Here is a 12274-nt window from a genome sequence, read left to right as displayed (position 1 = left end):
ATGCGATTTAGTGTTTTAGCAAGTGGTAGTACAGGCAATTCAATTTATGTCGAGAACGACGATTATGCTTTCATCGTCGACGCGGGCTTTAGTGGTAAAAAAATGGAACAACTATTTGCAAAAATCGACCGTAATATGAAAAAGCTAAATGGCATTTTTGTCACACATGAGCACAGTGATCATATTAAAGGAATTGGTGTCTTAGCACGAAAGTATAATGTCCCAATCTATGCTAACGCTAAAACGTGGCAGGCAATGGATGGGCTCGTAGGTGATATTCCAGTTGAGCAAAGATTCGAATTCGAAATGGATACTGTGAAACATTTCGGCTCATTAGCGATTGAGTCTTTTGCAGTATCACATGATGCGGCAGATCCAATGTTTTATACATTCCATGAGGATGGGCGCAAGCTCGTTATCATTACTGATACAGGTTATGTGAGTGATCGTATGAAAGGGATAATCCGTGGGGCAGATTCCTTTGTGTTTGAAAGTAATCATGATGTGAATATGTTGCAAATGGGCCGATATCCATGGTCGGTAAAACGACGTATTTTAAGTGATGTAGGACATGTGTCAAATGAGGATGCTGCTATCGCCATGAGTGAGGTTGTTTTTGACAAGCAGACCAATATTTATTTATCACATTTAAGTAAGGACAATAACATGAAAGAGTTGGCGCGCATGAGTGTTTCGCAAACCTTGCAATCATGTGGTATTATTGCAGGCGAATATGTGCATTTATTTGATACAGACGCAGATGAGCCTACAAAGTTAGTAACCGTTTAACATAAAGGCCAATGGTGGTTGGAGTGCTTACAGAGATTACTTCTACAAGCTTTGCCACTGTCTCCTGGGAAATGGAGCGCAGACGGACAGGGTGGGAAAAGAGCCATAAGATTTACTAGAGTCTTCATAAAAAAAGCTGTTCAAGTGCATTTTGAAATGAATGCATTGAACAGCTATTTTTATGTCTATTTTATTTATTTTTCATCTGATTTTAATGTTTGAATCGTAAGATAAGGGTAACAATTAACAAATAGCAGTAAATGAAAGGATGAGGACGATGAGTAATTTTCAAGATAACGATAAAAACAGTGATTTTCTAAATAATGATGAAATACAGAGATCACCTCTACAAGAGCGACTCGAACGGGACGAGAGGGAAATGCAATCAAAGCGTTTAAAAAAGAAAGGTGGAGGTGGTAAGGGCGGTTACTTCTTTAGCGGTCTTATCGGTGTCATTATTGGCGCTTTACTCGTTTGGCTAATGCTACCTGGACTTGTCAATCAAATGCCAGGGACTACAACAAATGGCTCAGACAAAAACGACACAACCATTAATCAGGTAGCAACTGAAGTAACAACAGACGTTACAGCAGCGGTAGAAAAAGCCTCAGAGGCTGTTGTCGGAATTACCAATATACAAGAAGTGACTAGCAATGGCTTTTGGAGTCAACCTTCGACATCAACACAAGAGGCAGGAAGCGGTTCAGGTGTTGTTTATAAAATAGAAGGCGACAAAGCTTTTATCGTAACAAATAATCACGTTATTGAAGGGGCAAAACAGTTAGAGGTAACAATGGCAGATGGCACGAAAGAAGAGGCACAATTAGTAGGTCGTGATATGTGGACAGACCTTGCTGTTATTTCAATTAGCTCCAAAAATGTTAAAACAGTTGCAACATTCGGTAACTCAGATGTCTTAAAGCAAGGGGAAACAGTAATTGCTATCGGGAATCCACTTGGTTTAGAATTTTATGGCTCTGTTACAACTGGTGTTGTTTCAGGTAAAGATCGTTCGGTGCCAGTGGACTTAAATGGAGATGGTACAGAAGATTGGCAGCAAGAAGTTTTACAAACAGACGCAGCCATCAACCCAGGTAACAGTGGTGGGGCACTTGTAAACTTAGCAGGGGAATTGGTCGGCATTAACTCTATGAAAATTGCCGAATCATCTGTTGAAGGTCTAGGTTTCTCCATCCCAATTAACTCAGCTATTCCAATTATTGAAGAGCTAGAACAAAACGGTGAAATGAAACGTCCAACAATGGGTATTTCGCTAGTTGATTTAACAGATGTACCAGCATTCTACCAACAACAAACATTGAAGTTACCAGAAGAAGTAACAACAGGTGTTGTGATTACAGATGTTATGGGGAACTCACCAGCTGCAAAAGCAGGCGTAAAACAATATGATGTCATTGTGGAAATGGATGGCGAAAAAATTGAAACAGCTATCGATTTACGTAAACATTTATATAATGAGAAAAAGACTGGTGATGAATTAACAATGAAAGTATATCGCCAAGGTAAATTAGTCGAGCTATCATTAAAGTTAACAAATAGTGATACACTGTAAAGTAACACTTTAAGTGGTGTGGATAACTAGAAAATTGTGAATAGTAACTTTACACAGCGAGTAGTGGGAGAAAGCCTTTTCTTTCCTACTCGCTTTTCCTTTGTTACAATAGATTGTGGATAACATAGGCTGATTTGTGTATAAGTTTGTGGAAATTTCGGAAAATAAGGAGTCAAGTAAAAATGGAAAAATACAGCTGTGAAAAGCATATAGATCACGCTTTAGACATGTTCGTGGCAGAGGAAAAAGTATTCCCAATTATGGATAAAATCGAAGAGGATAAAAAGTTATCCACAAAATGCAGTTACTGTGAAGAGCCAGGAGAATATATTGTATCAAGGAAATAACTTTACACAATATATAGGAAGTGCTTGTGGATATGTTGATAACTTTTGTGGATAATTTGTTTGTAAATGAATTGTAAAGGTGGATAACGTGTGAATATAACGATTGTATCAGTCGGGAAACTAAAAGAAAAGTACTTAAAAATGGGAATTGATGAGTACATAAAACGGCTAGGTAGTTACGCAAAGATGGAATTAATGGAAGTGCCAGACGAAAAAGCACCGGAGCAATTAAGCGAAGCCGAAATGGAAATCGTCAAGAAGAAAGAAGGAGAGCGTATTCTTTCTAAAATTGGTCCTGACACATATGTTATTGCGCTTGCCATCAATGGCAAGATGAAAACCTCTGAGGAAATGGCGACAGATATTGAGTCATTAATGACATATGGTAAAAGTAAAATTGCCTTTGTAATAGGAGGCTCTCTTGGTTTACACGACGATGTATTGAAGCGCGCCGACGAAAAGCAATCATTTGGCAAAATGACATTGCCCCATCAGCTGATGAAGTTGGTGCTAATCGAGCAGATTTATAGAAGCTTTAGAATCATGAAGGGCGAACCGTACCATAAGTAAGTGCGGTTTTATAATGCATCTTTAAATATTATATATTTATATAATTAATACTTAGGCATATTCAGATAAAATGAATATGTCTATTTTTTTGGAAATCTCGTAACGTTTTATTATTACGCTAGTTAATTAAGTGAAGGAGGGGAGTTGACCTTGGCAAAGTAACGAAAGAAAAAAGGCAAACATGGGAAGAGCTTCTACAACAAATGAAGTTGATTTGGGAGAGATAAAGAGGAATTGATTTGTATCAAATATGGCAAGAAAATCAAAAAGAAAATGTCACAGCTAGTTTAGTAGGAGATAATCTTTTTAAAGGGATTGCTTTATAATAAATAGCAAAAAGAGAAATTGCGCTGTGCAATTTCTCTTTTTTTTGCTGGAACTGAAATTAATTATAACACATCCTCGGTAACCTCATTGCCATTACCGTTGCCATTACCGTTGCCATTACCGTTGCCATTACCGTTGCCATTACCGTTGCCATTACCGTTGCCATTACCGTTGCCATTACCGTTGCCATTACCGTTGCCATTACCGTTGCCATTGCCATTGCCGTTACCATTGCCATTGCCGTTGCCGTTGCCGTTGCCGTTGCCATTGCCGTTACCATTGCCATTGCCATTGCCATTGCCGTTGCCATTGCCATTGCCATTACCGTTACCATTGCCATTCCCTGGTTTTACAACCCACACATCAAATGTTAGTGTGTGCTCACCATACGTTACCGTAATCATCGTATTACCTTGACCTTTTCCTTTTACAGCCCCTGCATTTACAGTAGCTATTTTATCATTCGCTACTTCGTAGGTTGCAAGTTTTGTAACATCTTTTTCTGTTGTTTTCCCATCAAAAGTAGTTACTTCAGTAATCTTAACTGTAACTTCCTTACCTATACTAGTTTCAACCTGAGCTTGGTCAATTTCTAGTGTTACTATTGGTACTTCTACAACAGGTGCTTTAACTGTAACATTTACAGCAACTTTATTAGCACCATATGAAATAGTAATGGTAGTCGTGCCCTCACCTACTGCAGTTACGAATCCATTTACTACAGTTGCAATATTTTCATCTGCAACAACATAAGTAGCTTTTGGAGTTACGTCTTCCTCTGTTGCCTCACCTTCTGCAGGCGTTGACGTTTCTGTCACCGTAATTTGTGCAGTTTCTCCAGCTGTTAGGTCTAGCTTAGTTGGATTTACAGAAAGTGTTACTACTGGTTCTACTACTTCTTTTTCATATATCTTCGCTTCATCAACATTCCCGGCAGCGTCTTTAATTATTACTGATACAGCATTTGTTTCTGCTGTTACTGGGAATGTGAAGCTACCGTCTTGATTTAATTCAAAAGCAACTGGAGCTTGTATTTCGCCATTTACCGTCGAAACATAGGAAGCTTTTAATTTATCATTTAAATTGTAATCTAAACCGTATAAATATAACTCTTCATTGTAGTCGATATACTTATCTGTTACTTGTCCTGTAGCGACACCTTTAGCTACTGAACCAGTAATTTCTGGTTTAGTCGTTTTCACGATAATTGGTCCAACATAATCGGAAACTACTCCTGATGCTGCAAGACCAGTGAAGTCAATTGTATACAGACCATCTGGAATCTTTGTGGCAGGTGCTGTTCCCCATGGTTTGTACTGCCCACCAATATTCAGCGTATAAGAGCCTTTTCCTAGCGCAGTACCTGCATGTAGATAACCAATGTAGCCATCTCCGTATTCTCCACCTTCAGGATTCATAATATCCCAAAGCTCGATATAGTTAGTTGTTACATCTCCAGTTAATGTGAATGAAAGTACTGCTGAGTCTTTTACTCCATCTCCGTTAAAGGATAGGTCTGTTTCTGTAATCTTAAAATCTTTAATTTCAGTTGCTGCCGCTCCGCCAAAGTCAGCTGCGAATGGCAATGATATTTCTGTAGATCCTCCATTGATGGAAATATACCCTAGTATTTCAGAGCCGTTTGGTGCCGTAGCTTGTGAAGCAGTTAATGTAATATTTAAAAGTTGCTCACCATCTATATTAAATGTCGGCTGATCTACTGTAACAGTTGCATCACCAAATGTTTTTGTTACATCAATTGATACGTTATAATTGCCGCCGTTCCCTTTCATATCTTTTACTAAAACTTGTTTGGTTACAGAAATATCTCGGTCTTTAAGTGATTGTGGACCGAAAGTAACTGTACCTTTCAAGTTTTCTGTAACTGCACCAGTTCCATCTAAAATTGCGCTATCAAGTGCATAGGCAAGAATTTCTGGATGAGCTGCTGCATAAGCATCTACACGCCCTGCACCTTGAGAAAACACATCGTATTTTGTTTTATCTATAACCTTTGCTGTATTAGAAAGCGCCACTTTTACATCGAACGCATTCCAACCAGGATTTGCTTGTTTAATTAATGCAGCAATACCTGCAATATGCGGTGTTGCCATAGAAGTTCCTGTTTTACGACCATATGCTTCCCCATAATCTGCATCAGGGAAATCTTTTTTATACTTTGGAATCGTTGACATAATGTTTGTTCCAGGTGCACTTACATCTGGTTTAATATCAAAGTTTGGTGTAGATGGTCCACGTGAACTTGAATCGTTTACATCATCTCCCAGTGTCTTTGTGGAAGCAAATTTACTAAAGCTTACTTTTCCGGCTCCGCCTGCTAATGCAGCGCGAATTGTATTGCCATCCGTTTGGGACATATCAAATGTTGGTAGAAAATCAAATGAATCACCAAGGAATGTGCCTGAAATGTTCGGTGCATTCGTTCCACCAGCAAAGTTATGAATAATTGTTGCGACTGCTCCATGTGCCTTTGCATTCGCAATTTTATCAACAAATGCATTACTGCCACGAGAAATCAATGCCACTTTACCTTCTACATCAATTCCTTCAAAGTCTTTTACTTCTCCGTTTCCAGGAACAGCAACTAGGTCAAATTCTCCTTGTAGCTGTGTTGCTAAATCTTTCCCAAAAGTCGTTCCCATTAATGGAAGCTGTTTTGTTAAGTTGTAGTTGCCAACTGTAACATTCACTTCCCCGTTATACATTGTTTCAGGATTTGTTGTGTTACCAACAGCAATTCCTAAACGAGCAGTTGCAGGCGTGCCCATTGTTCCGCGATTTGGACCTTCATTTCCTGTCGCAACTACTCCGATTGTTCCAGCCATCATGGCATTATTAATAGCAAATGAACCAGCATCCGTTTCAGAGTTAGCTCCCCCGCCAAGTGAAAGGTTGATAACGTCCATTTTTTCTTTTACAGCAGTTTCAATTGCTTTAACAATACCAGATGTAGCTCCACTTCCGTATGCCCCAAGAACACGGTAAGCATAAAGGTCTACTTCGGGAGCAATTCCTTTAATACCGAATTCGTTAGCTCCGATTGCTGCAATTGTTCCAGCAACATGTGTACCGTGAGAAGTATAGAACGCGCTTCCCTTTTCATTAAATTCAGGTGTCCCGGCTGGACGCTCCGAAGGCAATGTTTCCGATGCATCGTCATCTGCCCGAGGCTTCGTGTAAGTTGCTGAATTCGGAATGAAGTTTTTTCCACCTTTATAAACTCCAGCAAACTCAGGGTGATCTACATCAATACCAGTATCTAATACTGCTACTTTTATTCCTTGTCCTTCAAGTCCTTCCTTCCAAAGCTGTTCGATGCCAAGGAAAGAATTACTTGTATTCATTTGAGCTTCTAATGAATCTTCCTTCATAAGTTCCGATGATTTCATCGTATTATCTTCTGATGCGTAAACAATTGCATCAGGTTCGATTAATGTAATTCCTTCTACTGTTAGCAGTTTCGGGAGATCATTTGCTTTCACTGTTGCCGCAAAACCGTTTAAAACAGTATCAAATGTGTATCCTTGAGTCATCTGAACATTTTTAGCAGCTAACTCTTCTTTAACTTCAGCTTGTTGTTCTTTTACATTTGAACGAACTTCATTTGCTTGGGCTTTAGAGAATTCTTCGCCTTTGATTTGGCTCATTCCTTGCTCTAGTGCCACAGGCTTTTCAGATAAATGAACGATGACTGCAACCTGTTGATTGCCTGATATATTTTGTAAGCTTTCGTGGAGAGTTGGACCATCTTTAGACAAGCTTAGCTGTTCAGCAATAGCCGCCTTTAGTTGAATTATACTTTCGCTTTGACTATCCTGCTTGAATGGTTTCGATTCTTCAGCACTAGCACTCGACAATGGAACCAATAGAGAAAGCACCATAACGAAAACTAGAATACTACTTAAGAACTTCATAAACTTAAAATTTTTCAAATCCCATTTCCTCCTCTTCCTTTAATTGTCACACTTTTCAGTTTAATGTGATATTTCCAATTTATCACAATGGAACTAATCCGAATACCGAAATATTTAAATATTCTAAAATTTGTTAATTAGTATCAGTTTATCAAACATAGATTAAATCTATCTTCCTAGTAATGTAATAAAAAAGTAGAACTTTCAAATGAGAAATGACTTACAGTAATTCTATAATTTTTTCATTTAATCCTATCAAGGCAGCAATTGTAGGTACAGTCGGTGGTGTAGTTGCTTATAGAAAATTAGGAGGGCAGTAAGAGGAGTGATTGGAAGGAAATCGGTTTAGTATGTGATACGTATAATAAGGAAGGTTTAAGGAGCGAAAAAAATATATTTGTATCACGTATTTTAGATTGTGCAGAGGTTAGGTTTTCTTTTGTAGTACGCACATTATTTAAAATATGTCTAATGCATTTTGATAAGCACCATATTTTGAACATTCTTTTGGTACATACAGACTGACATTATCAATGTAGGGAAGTGATTTTCCAGCAATGGATCATTTAATCGCTTCGTAATGAATGCTTGTAATCAAAAAACCTAGTATGCGAAATTTAAATTGAATGCGCATACTTTTTTATAAGAAAAGGAATTTAACAATATTGCGCGAATTGATGGATATAAGTAAAAAATAAGAAATCAAAGAAACATGTATAAATTGTAAGAGGAAAAGTGAGGTTCAACAATGATTCAATTCCAAAAAGAAAATATTACTGTTTTTCAAAGTGCATTATATGTGACTACATCGGCAATAATTCAAACGAATAACGCTGTAATTATGACAGATCCTAATTGGTTACCTACTGAAGTTGAAGAAATAAAGGACTATATAAATAAAATAATAGGTGATAAACAGCTTTATATCATTTATACACATAGTGATTTTGACCATATTATTGGGTCTGGTGCCTTTCCAGAAGCTAAGGTAATCGCATCTAAAGAGTTTGATGAAAATCCAGACAAAGAAGAAAGTATAGAAAGAATTAAAAATTTTGACCAGAAATATTATTTAAACAGAAGCTATATGCCTATATATCCAACAGTAGATATTGTTGTTTCAGAGGATGGGCAAAAATTAGATTTAGATTCGTTAACCATGACATTTTATAAAGCACCTGGTCATACAAATGATGGTTTATTTACAGTTATTGAACCTTATGGTCTTTTTCTTTCAGGGGATTACCTGTCGGAAATTGAATTTCCGTTTATTTTCAGCAGTTATAAAGACTATGTAAATACTATCAATAAAGCTGAAAATATTTTGCTTAATCATCAAATAACAACGCTCATACCTGGACATGGTACGACAACACAAATTAAACAGGAAATTGAAAGGCGGCTAAACTGTTCGAAGTATTATTTGAATCAATTACTCCATGATAATGGAGAGCTAGTAAGCTATTTAAGTCGAGAATATCCATTTTTTGAAGGTATGAAAGGAATTCATACTGCCAATAAGGAAATGGCAAATCAAGCATTTTCAGAGGAAAATTAATATGATTTTGAAGTAGTTATTTATGTGAGTGCTTTTCGTATTTAGGTTTCATTTATAGTTTGTTTGATTTATCAAGTTTGGAGGCATTTAATTTTCCAAAAGGTTATTAAGATTGATAGCTAAAAATACGCTACTTAATCCATGCATATTTTCCGGCCATTTTACAATACTATGTTTAGATAATTTATCTAATTGGCACAGAAGGGAAGAGGCATAATTGGCTAAGCACTCAGATACAAGCTGGAAACAGGATCATCCAAGTACTTTGTTTAGCAACTCTGTTCAAAAGGCAGAGCGTTTGTTGAAGCATGCAAAGTCACACCCAGAGGAGATAGCGATTGAGCATGCTTTCGATCAAATAAAACATGCAGAAAATGCACGTTACAATGCAGAGCAATATGGTGAGCATTTGGATACGGTGCAACAAAATAATGAATACTTAGAGCAAATCAAGCAACAATTACACAACATGAAAGAGCAAGTGAAAAAGCAGTAGAACCCTAACCTACGTGCTTTAGAGCGGGCATCATAATAAAACGTTAAAAACGGCTTAAGCACTATATTGTAATAGCTTAAGCCGTTAATTTTTCTTGTCGATTTGCGTGCAAGTGTAGACTAAACAGTGACATGCTATACAGAATATGAAACATTAGGCTTTCCTTTGTTGATTTTGCACTGTAATCCAACAAAGGAAATAACTATTTAATTAACTAACACCAGACGATGACTTCATACGGTGTGGTTTGTGCAGGAATACTTCTGGTAGTAGGACCATAGACAACAATTAAGTTTCGATTTGCAGGATTTTTTGAAAAAGGCTGCCCGTTTTTAAGTAAAATAGGGGTGTAGGGAGAGAGATTTAATTGCAATTGACCATCACTACTCACCAATTGACTATTAAAAAAGTCTACTTTTACAAATTGATTATTGTTTTCCTTTACAACAATAAGTGCTCGATATTGCGGAGGGTATATCATTGGTACAGGTGCATCTCCATCATAATAGCCAGTAATCCAATCACCCCGAGCGACAATTTCTTGGTTTACAAAGTAAGTAGAAGGTGAGACCACAAAATTAACGATGCCACCAGTACCATCTTCTACCGTCATGAGTTTATAACAACCCTCCCCTTCCCCATTTTGCCCGACTGAAAAATCGTTTATCTGTGTAACCAATCCACGAAAAGATTTAAAATTTACCATAGCCATTCCTTTCTCGATAACATCTCAATCAATGATCGGTGAGATAAATCATTTATTTATGAAAAGAAAACCAATAATATTCGAACAGTGTCCCTTTAATTTATGTAACATCTCCAATATGGGTGACAGATGAAATACAAAGAAATGAATATATGTTGCATAAATCATCATATATAGCAGGGAAGCTAGCGAATAATTAAGGTCTTAATAATAGAAAATAATTGCCCCGTATGCTCCCTTAGAAAAATGCATCGTATCTTTTGCAGGGATTCCCTACTTTTTATCATCTTTTAAATAGATTACAACTGTTATATAATAGAGGCGATTCTAATGTATGAAAAATTGTAATACACAAAGAGATTGTTATAATTGAGACAGAAAAGGTATGTGACTAGTTACGCCTTTGCTTGCTACAACACCTAAGCAGGAGCGCCAACAACCTTTCTTGCGAATATTAGGTATAAGGATGGTAGAAATGAGTAACAGACAAATTAAATCAGACGTCATCTTAATTGGTGCCGGAATCATGAGTGCGACTTTGGGAACAATGCTCAAAGAATTAGCACCAGATTGGAATATTACTGTGTTTGAGAAACTTGCAAACGCCGGAGAAGAAAGCTCGAACGAATGGAATAATGCGGGAACAGGGCATGCAGCATTGTGTGAGCTTAACTACACTTCTGAAAAACCAGATGGCTCTATTGATATTAGCAAAGCCATCAACGTGAATGAACAGTTCCAGGTTTCTATGCAGTTTTGGTCATATCTTGTTAATCGCAAGCTCATCCAAAACCCACAAGATTTTATCATGCCATTACCACATATGAGTATGGTAAGAGGCGAGAAAAATGTCGCGTATTTGAAAAAACGTTTTGAAACAATGGCTAATAATCCGCTGTTCAAAGGGATGGAATTTTCCGATAACCCAGAGAAACTGATGGAATGGATTCCGCTTATTATGGAAGACCGTCCAGCGGATGAAGCGATTGCGGCAACAAAAATTGACACAGGTACAGATGTCAACTTTGGGGCTTTAACGCGCATGTTATTTGACCATTTAAAAACGCAAGATGTTGATATCAACTACAAACATAGTGTCGAAAGCATTAAACGTACGAAAGACGGCTCATGGGAGTTAAAAGTACATGATATCGATGGCTGTAGAATGGAATATCATACGGCGAAATTCGTCTTCCTTGGAGCAGGCGGCGGAAGCTTAGAGTTATTACAAAAATCAGGTATTCCTGAAGGCAAACATATCGGTGGATTCCCAATTAGTGGTTTATTTATGGTATGTAACAATCAAGAGATTGTCGAGCAGCATCATGCCAAAGTATACGGCAAAGCTGCGGTTGGCGCGCCACCAATGTCTGTGCCGCATCTGGACACACGATTCATCGACAACAAAAAATCGTTACTATTTGGTCCGTTCGCGGGCTTCTCACCGAAGTTCTTAAAAACAGGCTCGAATATGGATTTATTTGCTTCTGTAAAACCGCATAATATTACAACATTATTGGCGGCAGGCGTAAAAGAAATGGGCTTAACAAAGTATCTTATCCAACAACTGATGTTATCGAAAGATCAACGTATGGAAGAGTTGCGTGACTTTATCCCGACAGCGAAGAGCGAGGATTGGGATATTGTCGTTGCGGGTCAACGTGTACAAGTTATCAAAGATACTGAAGCTGGTGGTAAAGGAACGCTTCAATTTGGGACAGAAGTAGTTAGTGCAGCAGATGGTTCCATCGCGGCCTTACTAGGTGCTTCGCCAGGTGCGTCAACTGCCGTTCCAGTAATGATTGAAGTCATTAACAAGTGCTTCCCTCAACAAGTAAAAGAGTGGGAACCAAAACTAAAAGAAATGATTCCTTCTTATGGCATCAAATTAGTAGAAAACCCAGAGCTTCTAGAAGAAGTTCATACTTCTACAGCACAAGTGCTTGGTTTAAACAATAACTAATCAAATAAGA

At 37.7% G+C, this 12274-nt stretch carries 9 protein-coding genes; 7 read left to right on the top strand and 2 right to left on the bottom strand.

The features are described 5' to 3' along the window. The 4 genes from C9J31_RS23290 to rlmH all read left to right on the top strand — a co-directional run bounded on the left by C9J31_RS23290 (nt 1) and on the right by rlmH (nt 3279). Complete coding sequence (locus C9J31_RS23290) at nt 1-789, top strand: MBL fold metallo-hydrolase (protein ID WP_107925975.1); 789 nt, start codon at nt 1-3, stop codon at nt 787-789. A 277-nt stretch (nt 790-1066) separates the two neighbouring features. Beyond that, on the top strand, nt 1067-2362 hold the full coding sequence (locus tag C9J31_RS23285) for a S1C family serine protease (protein WP_107925977.1): 1296 nt from the start codon (nt 1067-1069) through the stop codon (nt 2360-2362). A gap of 182 nt (nt 2363-2544) precedes the next feature. After that, a complete protein-coding gene (locus C9J31_RS23280) occupies nt 2545-2709 on the top strand; it encodes a CxxH/CxxC protein (RefSeq protein WP_107925979.1) in 165 nt (54 codons plus the stop codon). 90 nt (nt 2710-2799) lie between these two features. Beyond that, nucleotides 2800-3279 (top strand): 23S rRNA (pseudouridine(1915)-N(3))-methyltransferase RlmH, encoded by a 480-nt coding sequence (rlmH, locus tag C9J31_RS23275; RefSeq protein WP_054768466.1) that lies wholly within the window; start codon nt 2800-2802, stop codon nt 3277-3279. Nucleotides 3280-3668: 389 nt separating this feature from the next. On the opposite strand, the gene C9J31_RS23270 is transcribed toward rlmH, so the two are convergent. Next, on the bottom strand, nt 3669-7559 hold the full coding sequence (locus tag C9J31_RS23270) for a S8 family serine peptidase (RefSeq protein ID WP_244854851.1): 3891 nt from the start codon (nt 7557-7559) through the stop codon (nt 3669-3671). Nucleotides 7560-8289: 730 nt separating this feature from the next. On the opposite strand from C9J31_RS23270, the gene C9J31_RS23265 reads away from it, so the two are divergent. Then, entirely contained in the window at nt 8290-9099 is an 810-nt protein-coding gene (locus C9J31_RS23265; RefSeq protein WP_107951466.1) for an MBL fold metallo-hydrolase, read from the top strand. A gap of 217 nt (nt 9100-9316) precedes the next feature. Continuing rightward, nucleotides 9317-9595 (top strand): hypothetical protein, encoded by a 279-nt coding sequence (locus C9J31_RS23260; protein WP_107951465.1) that lies wholly within the window; start codon nt 9317-9319, stop codon nt 9593-9595. Nucleotides 9596-9809: 214 nt separating this feature from the next. Here the strand turns inward: C9J31_RS23260 and C9J31_RS23255 are convergent, their stop codons facing one another. Continuing rightward, nucleotides 9810-10301, bottom strand: a complete 492-nt coding sequence (locus tag C9J31_RS23255) for a hypothetical protein (protein WP_107927092.1) — start codon at nt 10299-10301, stop codon at nt 9810-9812. Nucleotides 10302-10776: 475 nt separating this feature from the next. Here C9J31_RS23255 and C9J31_RS23250 point away from each other — a divergent pair, with 475 nt between their 5' ends. After that, nucleotides 10777-12264, top strand: coding sequence for a malate:quinone oxidoreductase (locus tag C9J31_RS23250; protein WP_211634927.1), 1488 nt, complete (start codon nt 10777-10779; stop codon nt 12262-12264). The last annotated feature ends 10 nt before the right edge of the window (nt 12265-12274 follow it).

The sequence above is a fragment of the Lysinibacillus parviboronicapiens genome, assembly GCF_003049605.2.
GTDB lineage: Bacteria > Bacillota > Bacilli > Bacillales_A > Planococcaceae > Lysinibacillus > Lysinibacillus parviboronicapiens.
This window is presented reverse-complemented; position numbering and strand designations above follow the sequence as displayed.

What these genes read in the sequence shown, in the direction of transcription:
- C9J31_RS23290 (WP_107925975.1), top strand. Translation starts at nt 1, where the DNA reads ATGCGATTTAGTGTTTTAGCAAGTGGTAGTACAGGCAATTCAATTTAT.
- C9J31_RS23285 (WP_107925977.1), top strand. Translation starts at nt 1,067, where the DNA reads ATGAGTAATTTTCAAGATAACGATAAAAACAGTGATTTTCTAAATAAT.
- C9J31_RS23280 (WP_107925979.1), top strand. Translation starts at nt 2,545, where the DNA reads ATGGAAAAATACAGCTGTGAAAAGCATATAGATCACGCTTTAGACATG.
- C9J31_RS23265 (WP_107951466.1), top strand. Translation starts at nt 8,290, where the DNA reads ATGATTCAATTCCAAAAAGAAAATATTACTGTTTTTCAAAGTGCATTA.
- C9J31_RS23255 (WP_107927092.1), bottom strand. Translation starts at nt 10,301, where the DNA reads ATGGTAAATTTTAAATCTTTTCGTGGATTGGTTACACAGATAAACGAT.
- C9J31_RS23250 (WP_211634927.1), top strand. Translation starts at nt 10,777, where the DNA reads ATGAGTAACAGACAAATTAAATCAGACGTCATCTTAATTGGTGCCGGA.